This is a genomic window from Mesorhizobium sp. BR1-1-13 (assembly GCF_020165515.1).
GTDB lineage: Bacteria > Pseudomonadota > Alphaproteobacteria > Rhizobiales > Rhizobiaceae > Mesorhizobium.
In genome coordinates, this window is sequence record NZ_JAIUIH010000011.1 from 193,183 (window position 1) to 216,120 (window position 22,938).

Annotated in this window: 19 protein-coding genes; 12 read left to right on the plus strand and 7 right to left on the minus strand. The window is 63.2% G+C overall.

The window, feature by feature from the left end:
* Positions 1-9: 9 nt before the first annotated feature.
* The 3 genes from LB533_RS23515 to LB533_RS23525 form a co-directional block, all read right to left on the minus strand.
* Positions 10-516 (minus strand): heme-degrading domain-containing protein, encoded by a 507-nt coding sequence (locus LB533_RS23515; protein ID WP_224678312.1) that lies wholly within the window; start codon positions 514-516, stop codon positions 10-12.
* Between the two features lie 74 nt (positions 517-590).
* The gene (guaD, locus tag LB533_RS23520; protein ID WP_224678313.1) at positions 591-1,904 is read right to left on the minus strand and encodes a guanine deaminase; all 1,314 of its coding nucleotides are present in this window, start codon (positions 1,902-1,904) and stop codon (positions 591-593) included.
* Positions 1,905-1,906: 2 nt separating this feature from the next.
* Positions 1,907-3,124 carry a urate hydroxylase PuuD gene (locus LB533_RS23525; protein WP_224678314.1) on the minus strand — a complete coding sequence of 406 codons (1,218 nt, stop codon included), beginning with the start codon at positions 3,122-3,124 and terminating at the stop codon, positions 1,907-1,909.
* A gap of 138 nt (positions 3,125-3,262) precedes the next feature.
* Here LB533_RS23525 and LB533_RS23530 point away from each other — a divergent pair, with 138 nt between their 5' ends.
* Positions 3,263-4,183: a LysR family transcriptional regulator gene (locus LB533_RS23530; RefSeq protein WP_140550348.1), complete on the plus strand. Its 921-nt coding sequence runs from the start codon at positions 3,263-3,265 to the stop codon at positions 4,181-4,183.
* A gap of 63 nt (positions 4,184-4,246) precedes the next feature.
* On the opposite strand, the gene xdhC is transcribed toward LB533_RS23530, so the two are convergent.
* From xdhC to uraH, 4 genes are all read right to left on the minus strand, one after another.
* The gene (gene xdhC, locus LB533_RS23535) at positions 4,247-5,143 is read right to left on the minus strand and encodes a xanthine dehydrogenase accessory protein XdhC (RefSeq protein ID WP_224678315.1); all 897 of its coding nucleotides are present in this window, start codon (positions 5,141-5,143) and stop codon (positions 4,247-4,249) included.
* A gap of 61 nt (positions 5,144-5,204) precedes the next feature.
* Positions 5,205-7,550: a xanthine dehydrogenase molybdopterin binding subunit gene (gene xdhB, locus LB533_RS23540; protein ID WP_224678325.1), complete on the minus strand. Its 2,346-nt coding sequence runs from the start codon at positions 7,548-7,550 to the stop codon at positions 5,205-5,207.
* Positions 7,550-9,031, minus strand: coding sequence for a xanthine dehydrogenase small subunit (xdhA, locus tag LB533_RS23545; protein ID WP_224678316.1), 1,482 nt, complete (start codon positions 9,029-9,031; stop codon positions 7,550-7,552). Before xdhA ends, xdhB begins: the two co-directional genes overlap by 1 nt.
* Before the next feature lie 3 nt (positions 9,032-9,034).
* Positions 9,035-9,409: a hydroxyisourate hydrolase gene (uraH, locus tag LB533_RS23550; RefSeq protein ID WP_224678317.1), complete on the minus strand. Its 375-nt coding sequence runs from the start codon at positions 9,407-9,409 to the stop codon at positions 9,035-9,037.
* Between the two features lie 201 nt (positions 9,410-9,610).
* Between uraH and puuE the strand changes: the two genes are divergently transcribed.
* From puuE to LB533_RS23605, 11 genes are all read left to right on the plus strand, one after another.
* Positions 9,611-11,035, plus strand: a complete 1,425-nt coding sequence (puuE, locus tag LB533_RS23555; RefSeq protein WP_224678318.1) for an allantoinase PuuE — start codon at positions 9,611-9,613, stop codon at positions 11,033-11,035.
* Between the two features lie 10 nt (positions 11,036-11,045).
* Positions 11,046-11,909: a bifunctional allantoicase/(S)-ureidoglycine aminohydrolase gene (locus tag LB533_RS23560; protein WP_140644004.1), complete on the plus strand. Its 864-nt coding sequence runs from the start codon at positions 11,046-11,048 to the stop codon at positions 11,907-11,909.
* Positions 11,906-12,412, plus strand: a complete 507-nt coding sequence (locus tag LB533_RS23565) for an ureidoglycolate lyase (RefSeq protein ID WP_140644002.1) — start codon at positions 11,906-11,908, stop codon at positions 12,410-12,412. The genes LB533_RS23560 and LB533_RS23565 overlap by 4 nt, the downstream gene beginning before the upstream one ends.
* Positions 12,409-13,002, plus strand: coding sequence for a nucleoside deaminase (locus tag LB533_RS23570; RefSeq protein ID WP_140644000.1), 594 nt, complete (start codon positions 12,409-12,411; stop codon positions 13,000-13,002). The genes LB533_RS23565 and LB533_RS23570 overlap by 4 nt, the downstream gene beginning before the upstream one ends.
* Before the next feature lie 92 nt (positions 13,003-13,094).
* On the plus strand, positions 13,095-15,080 hold the full coding sequence (locus LB533_RS23575) for a CocE/NonD family hydrolase (protein WP_140643999.1): 1,986 nt from the start codon (positions 13,095-13,097) through the stop codon (positions 15,078-15,080).
* Between the two features lie 153 nt (positions 15,081-15,233).
* Complete coding sequence (locus tag LB533_RS23580) at positions 15,234-16,820, plus strand: ABC transporter substrate-binding protein (protein WP_140550359.1); 1,587 nt, start codon at positions 15,234-15,236, stop codon at positions 16,818-16,820.
* Between the two features lie 15 nt (positions 16,821-16,835).
* The gene (locus LB533_RS23585) at positions 16,836-17,795 is read left to right on the plus strand and encodes an ABC transporter permease (protein ID WP_140643997.1); all 960 of its coding nucleotides are present in this window, start codon (positions 16,836-16,838) and stop codon (positions 17,793-17,795) included.
* Between the two features lie 11 nt (positions 17,796-17,806).
* A complete protein-coding gene (locus LB533_RS23590) occupies positions 17,807-18,631 on the plus strand; it encodes an ABC transporter permease (protein ID WP_140512801.1) in 825 nt (274 codons plus the stop codon).
* Positions 18,631-20,286: an ABC transporter ATP-binding protein gene (locus LB533_RS23595; protein WP_140644056.1), complete on the plus strand. Its 1,656-nt coding sequence runs from the start codon at positions 18,631-18,633 to the stop codon at positions 20,284-20,286. The genes LB533_RS23590 and LB533_RS23595 overlap by 1 nt, the downstream gene beginning before the upstream one ends.
* A gap of 114 nt (positions 20,287-20,400) precedes the next feature.
* Entirely contained in the window at positions 20,401-21,984 is a 1,584-nt protein-coding gene (locus LB533_RS23600; RefSeq protein WP_140643995.1) for an ABC transporter substrate-binding protein, read from the plus strand.
* Positions 21,985-22,054: 70 nt separating this feature from the next.
* Positions 22,055-22,906, plus strand: a complete 852-nt coding sequence (locus tag LB533_RS23605) for an alkaline phosphatase family protein (RefSeq protein ID WP_181169594.1) — start codon at positions 22,055-22,057, stop codon at positions 22,904-22,906.
* Positions 22,907-22,938: the final 32 nt, after the last annotated feature.

A 22,938-nucleotide genomic window follows, 5' to 3' on the forward strand; every position in this document is an offset into this window, starting at 1 on the left:
GCGCCGACGTCACGATTTTTCTTCCGGCGGGAGCGACAGTTCGCTTTGATTTATCTTCAAATAATCGCACAGCGCACTCACCACCACGCCATGATCCTCGCGCTCCGGCAGGCCCGAGACCGCGATCACGCCGATCACGCCGGCGCTCTTGACCGTGACCGGAAAACCGCCGCCAGCGAGCACATAATCCGCTATATCAAGGCCTTCACCGATCTTGAAGGTTCGATCGGGGCGCTGCTGCTCCAGCACCATGCGATACGTGCTTCTGAGATAGCGCCTGACGACATTGATCTTGCGCCGCGCCCAGTCGGGATTGGAAGCGTTCGAGCCCGGCATGGCTGCATAGAACAGCGGCCGGTCGAAGGTCCTGATGTCGACGATGATCGGGAGATTTTCAGCGAGCGCCCGGTCGCGGATCGCCGCGCCGATACTGAACGCGACCGCCTCGTCGAAGGCGGGAAAGACAAGAACTTCCTCCTGTCTCCTGATCAGAGCGATGTCTTCGGCAACGGCCATGTCGTTCCCCTGTCAACGTCGCCGAACGCTTTGACCGATGGTTGCCGCTGGGTCAAGGAACTTGTCGACACATCCTAAATCGCTATGTCGCTCTTGGCAGCCCGTCCCGACACATAGACTTCGCGCACGGCGCGGTCATCGCCCAGCGTCTGCAAGAGAAAGAGTTCCTGCGCCAGCGTCTCGGCGGTCTCCATCCTGAGCCGCATTGCCGGCGTCGCTCTGGCATCCAGCACAACGATATCGGCGTCGGTGCCTTCCTCCAGCGTGCCGATCCTTTGCGCTACCGACAACGCCTCGGCATTGCCGCGCGTGACCTGCCAGAAGGACTGGAACGGGTTCAGCTTCTCGCCATTCAGCGCGATCACCTTGTAGCCCTCATCCATTGTGCGCAGCATGGAATAATTGGTGCCGCCGCCGACATCGGTGGCGGCGGCGATGCGGAGGGCTTTATCGCGGGTGCGGTAGCGCTGATAATCGAACAGGCCGGAGCCGAGGAACAGGTTCGAGGTCGGGCAGAACACGGCTACGGAGCCTGAGTCCGAAAGCGCGTCCGCCTCGCGCTCCGACAGATGGATGCAGTGGCCGAGCAGGCTCTTTTTCCCCAGCAGCCCGTAATGCTCGTAGACGTCGGTGTAGTCGCGCGACCACGGATAAAGCTCCTGCGTGAAGGCAATCTCGGCATGGTTTTCCGACAGATGCGTCTGGATATGCAGGTCGGGATGTTCGCGGCATAGCGCTCCGGCCATCTCCATCTGCTCCGGCGACGAGGTGATCGCGAAGCGAGGGGTGATGGCGTAAAGCTGCCGGCCCTTGCCGTGCCACTCCCTGATCAGCGCTTTGCTGTCGTCATAGCCTGATTGCGGCGTGTCGAGCACGCCATCGGGTGCGTTGCGATCCATCATCACCTTGCCGGCGATGTTGAGCATGTTGCGATCATGCGACTCGGCGAAAAAGGCTTCGGCGGAGGCCTTGTGCACGGAACAGTAGGCGGCAACCGTCGTGGTGCCGTGGCGCACCATCTCGTCGAGGAACAGCCGTGCGACGCGCCGCCCGTGCTGCGCGTTGGCGAATTTCGTCTCTTCCGGGAAGGTGTAGGCGTTCAGCCAATCGAGCAGTTCGGCGCCGTAGGAGGCGATGATCTGCATCTGCGGGAAATGCACATGGGCATCGATGAAGCCCGGCAGCAGCAGATGTGGCCGGTGATCAATCCTTCTCGCTGTTTCGCCTGCCTTCCTTTCAACATCGACGTAAGCGCCTGCAGCGACGATCCTGCCGTCGCGGATCAGCAGGCCGCCATCCTCCTCGTAGCGCCAGGCGGAATGATCATCGATGGTTTCCGGCCAGCGCACGAAGGACAGCGTGCGGCCACGCAGAAGCGTCGATGTCATGCTTATTTCCCCGCGCCTTCGAACCAGGCCACCAGCAGCGCCCGCTCCTTGTCTGATATCTGGCTGACATTGGCGGGCGGCATGGCATGGCTGCGGCCGGCCTGCAGATAGATCTCGCGGGCATGCTCGGCGATGTTGGCGTCGGTATCCAGCATCACGCCCTTGGGGGCATGGTAGATGCCCTCATAGACCGGCTCCTGGGCATGGCACATCGAGCAGCGGCCGAGCACGGTGTCACGCACGGCCGGGAAATGCACGGAGGCGACATAGACTTGCGCCGAGGCGGACGCCTTCGGTTCGCCGGTCAACACCTTCGGCACGGTCGACAGCCAGATGATGACGAGGAACAGGACAAGGGCGCCCAGCCAGGTCCAGTGCGGGTTGCCGGCGCGCTTGTGAACGGTGTTGAAGTAATGGCGGATCAGCACGCCGATGATGAACACCAGAGAGGCGATGATCCAGTTGAACTCAGTGCCGAACGCCAGCGGATAATGGTTCGACAGCATCAGGAACAGCACCGGCAGTGTCAGATAGTTGTTGTGGAGCGAGCGCTGCTTGGCGATCTTGCCGTATTTCGGATCCGGCTTGCGGCCGGCGATGAGGTCGGCAACGACGATCTTCTGGTTGGGGATGATGACCATGAAAACATTGGCCGACATGATCGTGGCGGTGATGGCGCCCAGATGCAGGAAAGCGGCGCGGCCGGTGAACAGATGGGTCAGCCCCCAGGCGATGAACACCAGCACGCAATAGAGCACCAGCATCAGGCCGGTGTCGCTTTTGCCCAGCGGCGAACGGCAGAGTAGGTCATAGACCACCCAGCCGACGCCGATCGTCGCCATCGACAGGAGGATGCCGACCGGCACCGACATCGGCAGCACGTTGGGATCGATCAGGAACAGGTCGGCCCCGGCATAGTAGACCACGCACAGCATGGCGAAGCCGGACAGCCAGGTAGCGTAGGATTCCCATTTGAACCAGGTGAGGTGTTCCGGCATCTCGGCCGGCGCGACCAGGTATTTCTGGATGTGATAGAAGCCGCCGCCATGCACCTGCCACTCCTCGCCGAAGGCGCCGGCAGGCATGCTCGGTCGCTGGCGCAAACCGAGATCGAGCGCGACGAAATAGAAGGACGAGCCGATCCAGGCGATGCCGGTGATGACGTGCAGCCAGCGCACGGCAAAGCTCAGCCAGTCCCAGAAAATAGCGAAATCCATCATTGAAGTCGTCCCTGCCGATGAAGCGACTTTACGGTGTGGCGCGCAAACGGAAAGAGGCGAGGTGTGCGATGACTTTCAAAAAAAATTGGAAAATACTAGGTTGCTCGCACACAGCTTGATTGAAAGCCACTGAACCGCATGGCCTATCTCGACAACATCGCCGTCTTCGTCCGCGTGGTCGAGCTCGGCAATCTGTCGGCGGCTGGGCGCGACATGCGCATTTCGCCGGCGGTTGCTTCCAACCGCATCAAGGAGTTGGAGAAGCACCTTGGTGTGCGGCTGTTCAACCGCACGACACGACAATTGATGCCGACCGAGCATGGCACGGTCTTCTACACCGGCGCCAAGCAGGTGCTGGAAGCGATCACCGAGGCGGAGGCCGCGGTCTCGGCCCTTTCCGGCCAGCCGCGCGGCACCATCCGCGTGACCGCGCCGCTCGGCCTCGGCCGCCGCCTGGTGGCCTCGGGCATTCCCGATTTCCACGACAAATATCCTGATATCGAGGTGCGGCTGAGGCTCTCGGATCACAATGTCGATATCATGAAAGAGGGCATCGACGTCGCCTTCCGGCTCGGTATCATCGAGGATTCCAGCCTCAGGATGCGCGGCATCATGGAATGCGAGCGGGTGCTGGTCGCAGCGCCCAAATATCTGGAGGCGCGCGGAGAGCCGGCCGAGCCGCAGGAACTGATCAGCAGGAAGCACGATTGCCTGATGCTGCGCTATTCCGGCGCGCGCGAATATGTCTGGACCTTGCAGACGCCGAACGGGCCGCAGAAATTCGAGGTGCACGGACCCTATGATACGGACGATGGCGACGTGTTGACCGGCTGGGCGCTGTCGGGGCGCGGCATCATCAACAAGCCGCGCTTCGAGGTCGAGCCTTTCATCCGCGACCGGCGGCTGAAGATCATCCTGGCCGCCACGCCGCCGACGCCGGTGCAGTTCGCCGCCGTCTATCCGCACAAGAAGCTGCAGGACCCGAAGGTGCGCCTGCTGCTGGATTTCATGGCCGAGCGCTGCCAGCGGCTGATCAAGGATATTCTGGCCGGCAAATAATAGCTGGCCGGCGCGTCAACCGCCGCTGTCTTCTTGGTTCGAGGCAATTCCGGACGAATACCGTCACGCAGTTTTGCTGGAATTGCTCCAGCCGGCCATCAGCCTTTCGTGCGAAGGCTTGTGGTCGGCAGACGCTGCGGCGTACGCGACCAGCGCGGTCATGATCTCGGCTGCGGCGAGCGCTGCGATGACGGTAGGGCGTTTGTCCTTGACGGCATTGCCGCCGATCGGCGAGACGAGGCGGGCGAACTCTGTCTGGCTGCCTTCAGCCGACTTCAGGAACCAGGTCCTGAACGTCGCCTTCTTGGTCTTCGAACCGATCATGCCGACATAGGCGCTGTCCTTGCGCTTCAGCGCCTCGGCGACGATCAGGAAATCGAGCGCATGGTCGTGGGTGAGGATGGCGAAGGCGGTGCCGGCTGGAGCCTCCCGCACGATCGTTTCCGGCATCGGCACCAGCAGCGTCTCGACTGTGTCCGGCATGCCTTCCAGAGCCTCGGCGCGGGTCTCGACGATGACGGCGCGCACTGGAAGAAGTGCTATGGCCGAGGCCAGCGCCTGGCCGACATGGCCGCCGCCGAAGACGTAGACATGCGGCAGATGGTCTTCTTCGGCTTCCGCCGCCTGGATCAGTTCGGCCTCCAGCGTTGGGTCGATCAGTCGGATCAGCACCTCGACCCGCCCGCCGCAGCACTGGCCAATTTCCGGTCCTAATGGGACGTCGAGGGTCGCGCTTCTGTCCCTCCCCCTTGAGGGGGAGAAGAGTATCTGCCGTGCCTTGTCGATGGCCATGTATTCGAGCTGGCCGCCGCCGATTGTGCCTGATATCGCCGTTTTCGAAACGAGCATGAAGGCGCCCTTCTCGCGCGGCGTCGAGCCCCTCGCCGCCGCGACCTCGACCAGCGCGACCCGGCCGGCTCGGCCAAGAAAGGCTTTCAGCTTTTGCACGTTCGAGTTCATTTCACATTCCCTCAGCGGGAAATATAGGCGTTTGGGACCCGTTTTTCACGTTTCGCGCGGTTCAGGCTCTGGCCTCGCTCTTCAGCCGCTCGATCGCCATCAGCACGCGTTCCGGTGTCGCAGGCGCATCGAGGCGCGGGCAGATTTTGTAATCGGCAACGCTGGCCACCGCGTCAGACAGCGCATGCAGCACCGACATGCCGAGCGGGAAGGGCGGCTCGCCGACGGCCTTGGAGCGGTGGATTGTCGGCTCACCGGCCTCCGGCCAATCGGCCAGTGTCACGTTGAAGATCTTTGGCCGGTCCGACGCCAGCGGGATCTTGTAGGTCGACGGCGCATGGGTGCGCAGCCTGCCCTTGGCATCCCACCACAACTCCTCCGTCGTTAGCCAGCCCATGCCCTGGATAAAACCGCCCTCGACTTGGCCGAGGTCGATGGCGCGGTTCAGCGAGCGGCCGGTCTCGTGCAGGATGTCGGTGCGCTCGACCACATATTCGCCGGTCAGCGTGTCGACCGAGACTTCCGAGCACGAGGCGCCATAGGCGAAATAATAGAAGGGACGGCCCTCGCCCTTGTCACGGTTCCAGTGGATCTTCGGCGTTTTGTAGAAGCCGGCCGCCGAAAGCTGGATGCGGGCCATATAGGCCTGCTTGACGAGATCGGCGAAGGGTATCTCCTGGTTGCCGATGCGCACCCTGTTGGGCAGGAACAGCACCTGGTCGCGTGGCACCTGGTATTTCTCGGCGGCGAAATCGGTCAGCCGGTCCTTGATCTGTCGGGCGCCGTTCTGCGCCGCCATTCCGTTGAGGTCGGTGCCGGACGACGCGGCGGTGGCCGAGGTGTTCGGCACCTTGCCCGTGGTCGTCGCGGTGATCTTCACCTGGTCGAGATCGATCTGGAACTCTTGCGCCACCACTTGCGCCACCTTGACGTTGAGGCCCTGCCCCATCTCGGTGCCGCCATGGTTCAGATGCACCGAACCGTCGGTGTAGATATGCACCAGCGCGCCGGCCTGGTTGTAATGCGTGGCGGTAAACGAGATGCCGAATTTGACCGGCGTCAGTGCGAGGCCTCGCTTGATGAAGCGGCTGTTGTTGTTGAAGGCCGAGATTTCGCGCCGGCGCCTTGCATAGCTGGCGCTTTCTTCCAGTTCCGCAACGATGCGGTGGATGATGTTGTCCTCGACCACCTGGTGGTAGGGCGTGACGTTGCGGTCGGCGGTTCCATAGAAATTCCGCTTGCGTATCTCGAGCGGGTCCTTGCCGACGGCGAACGCCACCTCGTCGATGATGCGCTCGGCACCGACCATGCCTTGCGGGCCGCCAAAGCCGCGAAAGGCGGTGTTCGAGACCGTGTTGGTGTAGAGCGGCGCCGATTTTGCATGCACCGCCGGCCAGAAATAGGTGTTGTCGCAGTGGAACAGCGCGCGGTCGGTAACAGGGCCGGAAAGGTCCGCAGAAAAGCCGCAGCGCGCCGCGAACAGGAAGTCGACGCCGAGGATATTGCCCTCATCGTCGAAGCCGGCTTCATAGTCGATGAGGAAATCGTGCCGCTTGCCGGTGGCGATCATGTCGTCGTCGCGATCGGGCCGGATTTTCACCGCCCGGTGATGCTTCTTGGCGGCGATCGCGGCCAGCGCGGCAAACTGGTTGCCCTGCGTTTCCTTGCCGCCGAAGCCACCCCCCATGCGGCGCATCTCCACTGTAATGGCGTTGCTCGGCACGCCGAGCGCATGACCAACCATGTGCTGGACCTCGCTCGGATGCTGGGTCGAGGAATAGATGGTGACGTCCTGATCCTCGCCGGGAACCGCCATCGCGATATGCCCTTCGAGGTAGAAATGCTCCTGGCCGCCGACGCGCATTTTTCCTTTCAGCCGGCGGGGGGCCTGACGGATCGCAGCAGCCGCGTCGCCGCGTTTCAGCGTCAGAGGCGGCGTGACGAGTTTGTCCTTGGTCGGATCGAGCGCGCCGATGTCGGTGACGAAAGGCAATTCCTCGTATTCGACCCTTGCCAGCCTCGTGGCGCGCCGCGCCTGCTCGCGCGTCTCGGCAATCACGCAAAAGATCGGCTGGCCGAAAAACTGCACCTTGCCGTCGGCGAGTACCGGCTCGTCATGGCGCCCGGTCGGCGAAATGTCGTTCTCGCCCGGCACATCCTTTGCCGTGAGCACGTCGATCACGCCGGGGGCGGCGCGCACCGCCGACAGGTCCATTTTGGCGATGGTCGCATGCGTGGCCGTGGCCAAGCCGAGGCAGCCATGCAGCGTGCCCGCCGGTTCGGGCATATCGTCGATATAGACGGCGCTGCCGCTGACATGCTTGTGCGCGGAATCATGGCGCTGGTCGGTGGCGACGCCGCCGACGATCTTCTCGGCCTTTAAATTGGCGGTGGCGTGCTTGTTCATCATGCCGCCTCGTTGCGCGACACCTGGAACGGTGCCCTGGTGCCGGTGGTTTCGACAAAGAAACGCAACAACAGGTTTTTCGCCACCAAAGTCCGATATTCAGCGCTTGCCCGCATGTCGGTGAGCGGCGTGAAATCCGCTGCGTATTCGGTCATCGCCGCCTCGACTGTTTCTTCGGTCCAGGGCTTGCCGAGCAGAGCTTTCTCGACTGCCGCAGCCCGCTTCGGCGTTGCCGCCATGCCGCCATAGGCGATACGGATATCGGCCACGGTGCCGTCCTTGGCCAAGGCCAGAAAAAACGCGCCGAGTGCGGCGGTGATATCCTCGTCGCGGCGCTTGGTGATCTTGTAGATGGCGAACTTCGTTTCGTTTGCCGGAACCGGCACATGCACGGCCTCGACGAACTCGCCGGCCTGCCGGTCCTGCTTGCCATAGGCGATGAAGAAATCCTCGAGCGGGATCGTGCGCCGCTTGCTTCCACGGCGCAGCGTCAGCCGCGCGCCGAGTGCGATGAATGGCGGTGGTGCGTCGCCGATCGGCGAGCCATTGGCGATGTTGCCGCCGATCGTGCCCATGTTGCGCACCTGTTCGCCGCCGATGCGATCGAACAATGGCCCGAGCGCCGGGATGCGTTTAGACAGCATCCCGAAGGCATCGGAATAGGTGACGCCGGCGCCGATCGAGATCACGCCCTTGTCCTCGGCAATGGCGCACAGCCCGTCGAGATTGCCGATGAAGATGGCAGGCGAAATATCGCGCATGTGCTTGGTCACCCAGAGACCGACATCGGTCGAGCCGGCGACGATGGTGGCGCCCGGTTCCTTGTCGAGCACGGTGGCGAAATCGTCCACGTCAGCCGGCACGACGAGCCGCGCCTTGCCGGCGCCGATCTCGATCCGTGCCCCGTCGCGCATCGCCTCGAGTCGGGCCATGATCGACCGACGCTCCAACGCCAGCGGATCCTTCTGTGCTTTGCCGTAGCTGGAGATGGCGCGGGCCGCTCGCATGATCGCCTCATAGCCGGTGCAGCGGCAGAGATTGCCCTGCAAGGCCTTTTCGATGGCCGCGTCCGACGGGTCCGGTGATTTCATCCACAGGCCGTAAAGCGACATGACGAAGCCCGGCGTGCAGAAGCCGCATTGCGAGCCGTGGAAATCCACCATCGCCTGCTGCACCGGGTGCAACTGGCCCGGCGCTCCATGGAGATGCTCGACCGTCACGACATGGGTGCCGTCCAGAGAACCCAGGAAGCGGATACAGGCGTTGACGCTTTCATAGACCAGTTCGCCGGCGGAAAGCCTGCCGACCAGCACGGTGCAAGCGCCGCAATCGCCCTCTGCGCAGCCTTCCTTGGTGCCGCGCAGCGACCGGTCGAGCCGCAGCCAGTCGAGCAAGGTCGCGTCAGGCGCCACGGATGACAGCACGACCTCCCTGCCATTGAGGATAAAGCGGATGTCGTTGCGGATCTTGACCTCGGCCACGCCTCAGCTCCCCCTGTAAGTCGAATAGCCATAGGGCGAGACGAGCAGCGGCACATGATAGTGCACGGCATCCGCCATGCCAAAGCGGATCGGCACGGTGTCGAGGAAGGCCGGCTCGGGCAGTTTCGTTCCCTGGCGCCGCAGATAGTCGCCAGCGGCGAACACAAGCTCGTATTCGCCGGTCTGGAAATTCGCGTCGGCCAAAAGCGGTGCGTCGCAACGGCCGTCGGCGTTGGTGGCGACCGTCTTCAGATGCGTCCTGGCAGAGCCATCGATCCGGTAGAGCGCAATCGACAATCCCGCCGCGGGCTTGCCGGTCGCCGTATCCAGCACATGGGTCGTCAGACGTCCGCCATCGGCTTTCGACGTTTCTGCCATTGTCCGCCTCCCATTCCAATACGAACAAATCGGCCGGTACAGCCAAACATTACTGATGAATTGTGCGCCAATTAAAGGCGATGCATAAGTCCCGGTCGAGCGGAGTGCGACAAAAACACTTTCAAAAATTTTCGGGGGAATGCGAGAAGCACCCTTTCGATATCCTGATCATACTTCGGGCGATGCCCCGTGGGAGGGACGATGCGTTACACCAGAGACATGCGCGGTTACGGAGCCAACCCGCCGGATCCGAAATGGCCCGGCGGCGCGCATGTGGCCGTGCAATTCGTCGTCAATTACGAAGAAGGCGGCGAGAACTGCATCCTGCATGGCGACAAGGCTTCGGAAGCCTTCCTGTCGGAAATCGTCGGCGCGGCTCCCTGGGCGGGCCAACGCCATTGGAACATGGAATCGATCTACGAATATGGCGCGCGGGCAGGCTTCTGGCGGCTGCTTCGCCTGTTCACCGAGGCCGAGGTGCCGGTGACCTGTTACGGTGTCGCCACGGCGCTCGCCCGCTCGCCCGATCAGGTAACGGCGATGCAGGATGCCGGCTGGGAGATCGCCTCCCACGGGCTGAAATGGATCGACTACCGCGACCACAGCGCCGAGGACGAGCGCCGCGACCTCGAAGCGGCGATCAAGCTGCACTATGAGGTGACAGGCGCGCGCCCGACGGGCTGGTACACCGGCCGGACGTCGGTCAACACCGTGCGGCTGGTGGCGGAGGAAGGCGGCTTCGACTACGTCTCAGACACTTATGACGACGAACTGCCCTACTGGTTCGCGGATGAGGGGACCGACAGGCCGCAGCTTATCATCCCCTACACGCTCGATGCCAACGACATGCGCTTCGCCACGCCGCAGGGCTTCAACTCGGGCGACCAGTTCTTCGCCTATCTGAAGGACAGTTTCGACACGCTCTATGCCGAAGGCAAGGCTGGGCGGCCGCGCATGATGAATATCGGCCTGCACTGTCGCCTCGTCGGGCGGCCGGGGCGGGTGGCGGCGCTGAAGCGCTTCGTCGACTATGTGAATTCGCACGACAAGGTCTGGCTGGCGCGGCGTATCGACATCGCCAGGCATTGGCGCGAGACCCATCCATACAAGCCGCCGGTGCTGCGCCCTTCGAGGATGGAATTCGAAGCCTTCGTGCATGCTTTCGGCAGCGTGTTCGAGCATTCGCCGTGGATAGCCGAGCGCGCCTACGAGCTGGAACTTGGCCCGGCGCATGACAGCGCCGGCGGCCTGCACAATGCGCTCTGCCGCGTCTTCCGCGCCGCAAGCGAAACGGAACGGCTCGGCGTGCTCAATGCCCATCCCGACCTTGCCGGGAAACTGGCAACGGCCAGGCGGCTGACGGCTGAATCGGCCAGGGAGCAGGCTTCGGCCGGCCTCGATGAGCTGACCGACAAGGAGCGCGAGCTGTTTTCCAAGCTTAACGCCGCCTACGTCACCACCTTCGGCTTCCCGTTCATCGTCGCGGTGAAGGGCAAGACCAGGCAAGAAATCCTGGCGGAGTTCGAAAGGCGCATCGGCAACAGCCGCGGCGTCGAATTCGAGACCGCCTGCAAACAGGTCGAGCGCATCGCGCTCTTCCGCCTCAGGGACATGCTTCCGCAATAGGTTTGAACCCATGGATACTATCAGGATGCCCGAGCGAACCTATTATGCTCCACATGGCGGCCATTCCGGCCAGAGTGAGCTTCTGACCGGCCGCGCCGTCTTCACCGAGGCCTATGCCGTCATCCCCAAGGGCGTGATGCAGGACATCGTCACCAGCGCCCTGCCATTCTGGGACAAGACCCGCGTCTGGATATTGTCGAGGCCGCTGTCGGGCTTTGCCGAGACGTTTTCGCAGTACATCGTCGAGGTCGCGCCCGGCGGCGGCAGCGACCGGCCGGAACCCGATAGCGGCGCGGAGGGCGCCTTGTTCGTGGTCGAAGGCGAACTGACCGTCCTGCTTGCTGGCGAAAGACATGTCTTGCAGCCGGGCGGCTTCGCCTTCCTGCCGCCGGCGAGCGGCTGGACCGTTCGCAACGAGGCCAAGGCCGATGTCCGTTTCCACTGGATTCGCAAGGCCTACGAGGTAGTCGACGGTCTCGACGTGCCGGAAGCCTTCTTCACCAACGAGCAGGACATCGGGCCGACGCCGATGCCCGGTACCGACGGCCGTTGGGCGACGACGCGCTTCGTCGATCCGGCCGACATGCGCCACGACATGCACATGACCATCGTCACCCTCGAACCGGGCGCGGTCATTCCCTTTGCCGAGACCCATGTCATGGAGCACGGGCTCTATGTGCTGGAAGGCAAGGCCGTCTACCGGCTCAACCAGGACTGGGTCGAGGTGGAGGCCGGCGACTATATGTGGCTGCGCGCCTTCTGTCCGCAGGCCTGCTATGCCGGCGGACCGGGAAAATTCCGCTATCTGCTCTACAAGGACGTCAACCGGCACGCCAAGCTCGGCGGTGCCGGGATCGCGGGGCGTGCGCCGTGACCCGCATCGTCGCGCGGCCGCTGACCCGCGAAGGCTTTGCCCCGTTCGGCGATGTCATCGACATGGGCGGCGACAACCGTTACCCGATCAATGGCGGCAAGGCCGAGCGCTACCATGATCTGGCGACCGCCGAGGCGGTAGGGCCGAACGCCCGCGTGCTGATCTCGATGGTGCGCGGCACGCCTTACGAATTGCCGCTGACGCTGCGCATGGTCGAGCGCCACCCGCTCGGCAGCCAGGCCTTTGTCCCGCTGTCGCCACGACCGTTCCTGGTCGTCGCCTGCCATGACGGCAAGGAGGGCCCGGGCGAGCCGCATGCCTTCATCACCAAGCCAGGGCAAGGCATCAACTACCGCCGCAATCTCTGGCATGGCGTGCTGACGCCGATCGGCGAGGTGCAGGATTTCCTGATCGTCGACCGTGGCGGCGACGGCTCCAACCTCGAGGAATTTCACTTCTCGCATAGCTACGAGATTCATCTCCCCGCCGAGACCCCGCGATGACCGACATTTCGCTGATCGACCGCCTGCTCGATGTCATCGAGCACGACATCGTGCCGAAGACGGAGGAAGGCGTCGCCCATGGCAACAAGCTGTTCGGCGCTGCGGTCCTGAGGAAAGGCGACCGCTCGCTGGTGCTGGCCGAAACCAACAACGAGATCGAAAACCCGCTCTGGCATGGCGAAGTGCACTGCCTGAAACGCTTCTACGAAATGCCCAAAGCCGAACGGGTCGACACCAAGGATGCCATCTTCCTGGCCACGCACGAGCCCTGTTCGCTCTGCCTGTCGGCGATCACCTGGACCGGTTTCGACAATTTCTACTACCTTTTCTCTCATGAGGACTCGCGCGACAGCTTCGCCATCCCGCACGATCTGAAAATCCTGAAAGAGGTCTTCACCCTCGATCCCGGCGGCTACAATGGTGAGAACGCCTATTGGAAAAGCTTTTCCATACGCAGGCTGGTGCGGGCACTGCCCGAGGCGGAACGCGGGCGGCTGGAGGCGCGCATCGGCAAGATTGCAGCACTTTATGACGCGCTGTCTGGCGACTACCAGGCGAACAAGGCCGAGAACGACATTCCGCTGAACTGAGGGCACCAAGCAGCGGTACAGGTCGCATAATCCTCTGCTCCAGTCGCGAATGGCGATTGAAACTTGCCGCGCCGCGAGGCGTTATGCGCGCCATGAAAACCGTCACCGAATTTCCCCGCAAGGCCGTCGAATTCCCCGATATGGGCATCGTCATGCCCGATGGCTGCCGGCTGTCGGCGCGGGTGTGGATGCCGGAAGATGCCGGCGATGATCCGGTGCCTGTCATCCTCGAGCATCTGCCTTACCGCAAGCGCGACGGCACCATCTTTCGCGACCAGCTGACGCATCCCTATTTCGCCGGCCACGGCTATGCCTCGATCCGCGTCGACATGCGCGGCAACGGCGATTCCGAAGGGCTGATGGACGACGAATATTCCGAGCAGGAATTGCAGGATGCCTGCGACGTCATCGCCTGGGCGGCCGCCCAACCCTGGTGCAACGGCAATGTCGGCATGATGGGCATTTCCTGGGGCGGCTTCAACTGCCTGCAGGTGGCAGCCATGCAGCCGCCGGCGCTCAAGGCGGTGATCAGCCTGTGCTCGACCGTCGATCGCTACGCCGACGACATCCACTACAAGGGCGGCTGCCTGCTGCTGGAAAATTTCGGCTGGGCCTCGACGATGCTGTCCTATTCGTCACGGCCGCCGGACCCGCTGCTGGCGGGCGACAACAGATGGCGCGACCTGTGGCTCAGCCGTCTGGAGAACCAGTCGTTCCTTTTGCCGCTCTGGCTTGGCCACCAGCACCGCGATGCCTACTGGAAACGCGGCTCGATTTGCGAGGATTTCTCCGCCGTCAAGGCCGCGGTGCTGTCGATCGGTGGCTGGCATGACGGTTACCGCAACACCATCTCGCATCTCGTCGCCAACATCGAGGCGCCGGTCAAAGGCATTGTCGGCCCTTGGATCCACAAATACCCACATTATGCCGGCCCCCAGCCGGCAATCGGCTTCCTGCAGGAAGCGCTGCGCTGGTGGGACCGCTGGCTGAAGGGTATCGAGACCGGCGTCGAGGCCGACCCGCCCTACCGCGCCTATGTGATGGACAGCGTGCGGCCAGCGCGCTGGCATCCGGAACGGCCGGGCCGCTGGGTGGCGGAGCGGCAGTGGCCTTCGCCCGACATCAAGACGCAAACGATCGAATTGGTCCCTGCGGGCGGTAAATCCGTCATCATCGCTTCGCCGCAAAGCTGCGGGCTGGCCGGCGGTGAGTATTTCCCGTTCACCTTCGGCCCGGAATTGCCGGGCGACCAGCGTCCCGACGACGCGCTGTCGGCATGTTTCGACCAGCCGGAACTCGCCGAGGCGATCGACATCGTCGGCGCACCGGAAGTCGACGTCCGGTTATCCTGCGACCGCCCGCAGGCCAACATCGCGGTGCGGCTTTGCGACGTGCATCCCGATGGCGCCTCCGAACTGATCTCCTATGGCGTGCTCAACCTGACGCATCGCCTCTCGCACGAATTCCCCCAAGCACTTGTCCCCGGCGAGAGCGTTTCTGCACGCGTCGTGCTCGACCAGTGCGCCTATCGCGTGCCGGCCGGCCACCATTTGCGCATAGCCGTCTCGAACGCCTATTGGCCCATGATCTGGCCCTCGCCGGAGCCGGTCCGCCTAAGCCTGTCGGCGGCGACGCTGGAGCTGCCGCTGCGCCCGCTGGCGACAAGCGACGAGGTCACGTTCGCCGCGCCGGAGGCTGCTTCCCCTTGGGCAACCGAGACCATCCGCCCGGCCAATTCGGAACGCCGCGTCGACCGCGACGAGAAGACCGGCATCGTCACGCTTTCCATAGAAGACGATTTCGGCGAGGTGCGCGATCTTGCACATGGCCTGGCGAACGGCAGCATCGCCCGCGAGACCTGGACGATCCATCCGGACGATCCGTTGTCGGCCGGGGGACGCACGCATTGGACGCAAACCCTGTCGCGAAGCGGATGGTCGGTGCGCACCGAAACATCGGCCGAAATACGCTCGGACGCCAAAAACTTCATCGTAAGCGCCCGAATTGAAGCTTACGAAGGCGAAAAACTCGTCTTCGAACGCGATTTCGAACAGGCGATTCCGCGCTCGCTTGTTTGAGCGGCAAGGCATTGGTCCAATTGCGACGTGCCATTTACGCCACGGCATGTCGCATTCGGTCTTGCTTACCGCTTTCCCTTGCGGTCATTATTCCCCTCACAAGAAACAAGAAAACGACCACTAAGGTCGAACCAACAGAGTGAGGAACTCAAAATGTCAAACGAACTGGAATTCCTTAGCCGACGCGTCGCTTCAGGCAAGCTCAGCCGTCGTGATTTTCTCGGCCGGGCGGCAGCGCTCGGCGTCACCGCGACCTTCGCCAACTCGCTGCTTTCGAGCGCGGCGCGCGCAGCCGGCCCGGTCAAGGGCGGCACGCTCAAGGCAGGCCTGGTTGGCGGCGAGTCCACCAACAGCCTGGATCCAGCCCTGTTCATGACGCAGGTGCCGTTCGCCTTCGGCAAGATGTGGGGCGAACTGATCGTCGAGCTTTCCCCCGAGGGCAAGCTCGAGAACCGCATCGCCGAGGAGATCGGCTCGTCCGACGATGCCAAGGTCTGGACGCTGAAGATCCGCGACGGCGTCGAATTCCACAATGGCAAGACGGTGACAGCCGAAGACGTCGCCGCCACGCTCGAGCGCCATTCGGATGAGAAGTCGAAGTCCGGCGCGCTCGGCTACATGAAAGGCATCGAAAGCATCAAGGCCAGCGGCAAGGAAGTGGTGCTGACGCTGAAGGAGGCCAATGCCGATCTGCCCTACCTGCTCAGCGACTACCACCTGATCGTCCAGCCCAATGGCGGCAAGGACAAGGCCGATGCCGGCATCTCGGCGGGCCCCTACAAGGTCACCACCAACGAGCCCGGCGTGCGCCATGGCGGCGAGCGCTTCGCCAATTACTGGCAGGGTGACAAGATGGGCCATGCCGACCAGATCGAGATCATCGTCATCAACGACGCCACGGCACGTACGGCCGCCCTGCAGGGCGGCCAGGTCAACATGGTCAACCGCGTCGAGCCGAAGATCGTCGACCTTATCAAACGCGTGCCGGGCGTTACCATCCGCAACCATGCGGGACCGGGCCACTACGTCTTCATCATGCACTGCAATACGGCGCCGTTCGACAATAACGACCTCAGGATGGCGCTGAAGCTGGCGATCGACCGGGAAGAAATGCTGAAGAAGGTGCTGCGCGGTTACGGTTCGCTCGGCAATGATTTCCCGATCAATGCCTCCTACCCGCTGTTCACCGAGATCGAGCAGCGCACATACGATCCGGACAAGGCCAAGTTCCACTACAAGAAGTCGGGGCATGACGGCACGGTGCTGCTCAGGACCTCCGACGTCGCCTTCCCGGGCGCCGTCGACGCGTCCCAACTTTTCCAGCAGAGCGCCGCCAAGGCCGGCATCAAGATCGAGCTCAAGCGCGAGCCGGGCGACGGCTACTGGAACGAGGTCTGGAACAAGCAGCCCTTCTGCGCCTCCTATTGGGGCGGACGCTCGACCCAGGACCAGATGTACTCGACCGCCTATCTGTCGACCGCCGACTGGAACGACACGCGTTTCAAGCGCCCGGATTTCGACAAGATGGTGCTGGCGGCGCGCGCCGAGCTGGACGAGGCCAAGCGCAAGGCGATGTATCACGACATGGCCGTCATGGTGCGCGACGAAGGAGGCCTGATCCTGCCGATGTTCAACCAGTTCATCGACGCCACCGGCGCCAAGGTGGGCGGCTGGGTGGACGATCCGCACCAGGAGTTGATGAATGGCTACGCCCTGGCAAAGTGCTGGCTCGAAGCCTGAGCCGGCCTTGCCCAGATGTCCTCACCCATCGTGAAATTGGTGGCCCAGCGCGTTGCGCTGGGCATCCTCCTTTTGTTGGCCGTCTCGGTCCTGATTTTCGCCGGCACACAGATCCTGCCCGGCGACGTCGCGCAAGCCATCCTGGGGCAGTCGGCGACACCGGAATCGCTCGCCAATCTGCGTGAGCAGCTTGGTCTCAACGACCCGGCCTATATCAGGTATTTCCGCTGGCTCGGCGGCGTTTTGACCGGCAATCTCGGGACCGCCATGTCGAGCGGACAGGACATCGCGACATCGATCAAGGGCCGGCTGTGGAACACGCTGTTCCTCGCCTTCTGGGCGGCGATCGTGGCCATTCCACTGGCCATAACGCTTGGCCTGATCGCGGTGCGCTACCGCAATGGCTGGGTCGACAAGCTGATCTCGGGACTGGCGCTCGCCTCGACCTCCTTCCCGGAATTCTTCATCGGCTACTTGCTGGTCTTCTACTTCGCGGTTCAGCATCAGTGGTTCCCCGCCATCTCGACCGTCTATGAAGGCATGCCTTTCGGCGAACGCATGCAGGCGATCGCGCTGCCGGCGGCGGCACTGACGCTGGTGGTGCTTGCCCATATGATGCGCATGACGCGCGCGGCGATCCTAAACGTCATGCAATCGGCCTATGTGGAGACCGCCGAGCTCAAGGGACTCTCGGCTTTCGCGGTCATCCGCAAACATGCCTTCCCGAACGCCATCGCGCCGATCATCAACGTGGTCATGCTCAACCTCGCCTATCTGATCGTCGGCGTGGTCGTGGTCGAAGTGATCTTCGTCTATCCCGGCATGGGGCAGTATCTGGTCGATCACGTCACCAAGCGCGACGTGCCGGTGGTGCAGGCGGTCGGACTGATCTTCGCCGCCGTCTATATCGGCCTCAACATCATCGCTGATATAGCGGCAATCGTCGCCAATCCGCGCCTGAGGCATCCCAAATGAAGAGGGCGGGCATGCTCGACATCAAACGCATCCCCGTGCCCGCGCTGGTCGGTCTGGTGCTGACGGCCCTGTTCGTGTTGGCGGCTATCTTCGCGCCCTGGCTTGCGCCGCACGGCAATGGCGAGATCGTCGGCGACGTCTGGGAGCCGATGTCGGCGGCGCATTGGCTGGGCACCGACAACCTTGGCCGCGATCTGCTGTCGCGCATGATCTATGGTGCGCGCATCACCCTGTTCATCGCAGTGCTCGCCACGGCGTTGTCCTTCTCGCTTGGCGCCATTCTCGGCTTTTCGGCGGCAGTGTTCGGCGGCTGGTTCGACACGCTGCTGTCGCGCCTCGTCGATCTCCTGATGTCGATCCCGACGCTGATCATGGGCCTTGTCGTGCTCTCGGTGCTGCCGACAAACCTGGTGACGCTGATCCTGGTGATGGGCATTCTTGACTCGACCCGCGTCTACCGCCTGTCGCGCGCGGTCGCCGTCGACATCAACGTGATGGACTATGTCGAAGCCGCGAAGCTGCGCGGCGAAGGCAGCGCCTGGATCATCTTCCGCGAGATCCTGCCCAATGCGCTGTCGCCGCTGGTCTCGGAACTCGGCCTGCGCTTCATCTATGCCGTTCTGTTCCTGTCGACGCTCTCCTTTCTTGGCCTCGGCGTACAGCCGCCGGATGCCGACTGGGGCGGCATGGTCAAGGAAAACAAGGACGGCATCGTCTTCGGCATTGCCGCGGCGCTCATACCGGCGGCCGCGATCGCGGCGCTTGCGATCTCGGTCAATCTCGTTGCCGACTGGGTGCTCAACCGCACGACAAGCCTGAAAGGAGGACGCGGATGATGGCCGACAGCAAAGCCAAATCCAGCCCGCTCCTCGATATCCGCAACCTGCGCATCGAGGCCATGGTCTACCCACCAGGCGAAGCGCCGAAGACCATCACCCTCGTCCATGACGTCTCGCTGACGCTGGAAAAGGGCAAGGTGCTCGGCCTGATCGGCGAATCCGGTGCCGGCAAGTCGACCATCGGCCTGTCTTCGATGGGTTACGGACGCGGCGGCGTGCGCATCACCGGCGGCGAGGTGCTGCTCAACGGCCGCGACATCCTCAAGGGCGGCAAGGAAGGTTTCCGCAGGCTGCGCGGCCGCGAGGTCTGCTATGTCGCGCAGTCGGCGGCAGCGGCTTTCAACCCGGCGCACAGGCTGATGGACCAGGTTGTCGAAGCCACCCTCCTGCACGGCAGGGCGACGCGCGCGGAGGCCGAGAAACGCGCCGTCGCGCTGTTCAAGAAGCTGAGCCTGCCCAATCCCGAAACCATCGGCGAGCGTTTCCCGCACCAAGTGTCCGGCGGCCAGCTGCAGCGTGTGATGACGGCGATGGCGCTGTGCTCGGAACCGGACCTGATCGTCTTCGACGAGCCGACGACGGCGCTCGACGTGACGACGCAGATCGACGTGCTGTCGGCGATCAAGGACGCCATCCGCGACACGCATGTGGCCGCGCTCTACATCACCCACGACCTCGCCGTCGTCGCCCAGGTGTCGGACGAGATCATGGTGCTGCGTCACGGCCGGCTGGTCGAATGGGGCGGCACCCGCCAGATCATCAAGGAACCGCGCCAGGAATACACCAACGCTCTGGTGTCTGTGCACGAGATCGAACACGCCGAGCAGAAACCCGGCGCCTCGCCATTCCTGTCCGTGAAGAACGTCACCGCCGCCTATGGCGGCGGCCATGTCAAGGTGCTGAAGAACGTCTCCGTTGATATCTATCCCGGCCAGACGCTGGCAGTGGTCGGCGAGTCCGGTTCCGGCAAGTCGACGCTGGCGCGCGCCATCACAGGGCTCCTGCCGCCCGAACAGGGCACGGTGACCTTCGACGGGCGCCCGCTTGCCAACCGGCTTGCCGACCGGCCGAAGGAGGATCTGCGGCAGCTGCAGATGATCTATCAGATGGCCGACGTGGCCATGAACCCGCGCCAGACCGTCGGCACCATCATCGGCCGGCCGCTGGAGTTCTATTTCGGCATGCGGGGACGTGAGCGCGACCGGCGCGTCGCCGAATTGCTCGACGAGATCGAGATGGGCAAAGGCTTCATCGACCGCTATCCGGCGGAGCTGTCGGGCGGCCAGAAGCAGCGCGTCTGCATCGCCCGCTCGCTCGCCGCCAAACCGAAGCTGATCATCTGCGACGAGGTGACCTCGGCGCTCGACCCGCTGGTGGCCAACGGCATTCTCAAGCTTTTGTTGAACCTGCAGCAGCACGAGAAGGTCGCATATCTCTTCATTACCCACGACCTTGCGACGGTAAGGTCGATCGCCGATTCGATCGCGGTGATGTATCGCGGCGAGGTGGTCCGTTACGGTTCCAAAAGCAAGGTGCTCACACCGCCTTTCGATGCCTATACCGACCTCCTGCTGTCCTCGGTTCCGGAAATGGAAATTGGCTGGCTGGAAAAGGCGATCAAGGGGCGACGCATGGCGAGCGCCGGGAACTAGCCAGCGGTTCGCCAGTCAAGGAGATGACGAACGTCATCCGCATGCAACACTGGAGGGCCACACGTCCTTCGGACGGCATCGCCTGTGTGCGGTTGTTTCAAAAAGGGGTAGGACATGAAGACTGAACTCGACCATCTCGCTGAACTCGCCGGCCAGGGCCGGATATCGCGGCGTGACTTTTTGGGCCGCACTGCGGCATTGGGCGTGTCGGCGGCGCTGGCAACGACGCTGGCCGGGAAAGCCTTCGCGCAGACGCCGGTCAAGGGCGGCATTCTCAAGGCCGGCCTGCAGGGCGGCGAATCGACCAACAGCCTCGATCCGGCGCTGAACCTAAGCCAGGTCACCTTCAGCTTCGGCAAGCAGTGGGGCGAATATCTGGTCCGCCTCACCCCCGACAACAGGTTGGTCAACCTGATCGCCGAGGACATCGGCGCTTCCCCGGATGCCAAGACCTGGACGATCAAGATCCGCGACGGCATCGAGTTCCACAATGGCAAGACGGTCGGCGCGGAGGATGTCGCGGCCACCATCGAGCGCCACGCCGACGAGAAGTCGAAGTCGGGCGCACTCGGCATTCTCAAGAACATCAAGGGTATCAAGGCCAGCGGCAAGGAGGTCGTCGTCACGCTTGCCGACGCCGATGCCGACTTCCCCTATCTGATGGCCGACTATCATCTCGTCATCCAGCCCAATGGCGGCAAGGACAATCCGAACGCGGGCATCAGCGCCGGCCCCTATAAGGTGACCGTCAACCAGCCCGGCGTGCGCCATGGCGGCGAGCGGTTCGCCAATTACTGGCAAGGCGACAAGGCGGGCCATGCCGACCAGGTCGAGATCGTCGTCATCAACGATGCGACGGCGCGGCTCGCGGCCCTGCAAGGCGGCCAGGTGCACATGATCAACCGCGTCGAGCCCAAGGTGGTCGATCTCGTCAAGCGCATCCCCGGCGTCAGCATCGAGAACGTTTCGGGCAAGGGCTATTACCCGTTCAACATGTTCTGCGACACTGCGCCCTTCGACAACGGCGATCTCAGGATGGCGCTCAAGCTCGCCATGGATCGCGACGAGATGCTGGAAAAGATCCTTCGCGGCTATGGTTCAGTCGGCAACGACTTCCCGATCAACGAGGCCTATCCGCTGTTTTCGACCATCGAACAGCGCAAGTTCGACCCGGAAAAGGCGGCGGCGCTCTATAAGAAGTCGGGCCACAGCGGCTCGATCCTGCTGCGCACCTCCGACGTCGCTTTCCCCGGGGCCGTCGATGCGGCACAGCTCTATCAGCAGAGTGCCGCCAAGGCAGGCATCAAGATCGAGATCAAGCGCGAGCCGGGCGACGGCTATTGGTCGGAGGTCTGGAACAAGCAGCCTTTCTCGCTGTCTTACTGGGGCGGGCGTGCGACGCAGGACCAGATGTATTCCACCGGCTATGTGTCGAACGCCGACTGGAACGACACGCGTTTCAAGCGGCCCGAGTTCGACAAGATGCTGTTTGCGGCGCGCGGCGAGCTCGACCAGGACAAGCGCAAGGCAATCTACCACGACATGGCCGTGCTGATGCGCGACGAAGGCGGATTGATCGTGCCTTTCTTCAACCAGTTCATCGACGCCGCCACCAACAAGATCGGCGGCTTCGCCAAGAGCCCGATCGGCGAGATGATGGACGGCTACGCGCTTGGCGAATGCTGGCTGAACGCCTGACATCAGGTTCCTGCCGAAAGTGCCGCGTGTCCGTGCGACACGCGGCGTGCTCGTTTCACCGGACAATCGCATGGAGCAGCTCGTGGCGCTCAAGACCAAACTGCTGCTGATCATCCTCGACGGCGTGCCGTACCGAAACTGGCGCCGGCTGATGGGCAACCTCGAAGGCTGGGTGCAGTCGGGCGAAGCGCGGGTATGGAAGATGCGCTCGGTGCTGCCGTCGACCTCGGCCTGCTGCTACGCCTCGATCCATACCGGGGTGCCGCCGCAGGCGCATGGCATTCTTTCCAACGAGAACCGCTTCCGCGTCAGCCAGCCCGACATCTTCTCGGAGGTCACCAAGGCCGGCGGCACAACCGGCGCGGTCACCCACTCCTACTGGTCGGAGTTCTTCCGTTCCTACCCGTTCGACCTCGTCGAGGACATGGAGTACGACGAGCCGGGCGGGCCGATCACGCATGGCCGCTTCCACACCATGACTGGCTACAACGCGCGCAACCAGATGACGCCGAGCGACGTCGACCTGTTCGCCACGCTGACCATGCTGAGCAGCCGCCACGGCATCGACTACGGCATCCTGCACACTTGCACGCTGGACTCGATGGGCCACCGTTTCGGCCATGACTGTCATGAGATGGACCATGCCTGCTACGCGATGGACGGCATGCTGGCCGCTTTCCTGCCGCGCTGGCGCGATGCCGGCTATGAAGTGATCGTCACCGCCGATCATGGCCAGACCGACCGCGGCCACCATGGCGGCCATGATGACGAGATGCAGGATTTCGCGCTGTATTATTTCGGCGGCGGCAACGGACCCGATGCCGACACGCTGCTCGACCAGTTGCAGCTGGCACCGACGGTTCTGAGCCGGCTTGGGGTGGCGATACCCGAGACGATGAAGGCGAAGCCTTTCCTAGACTGAAGGAGCGGGCGCGACGTTGGCGTCCCCTCTCC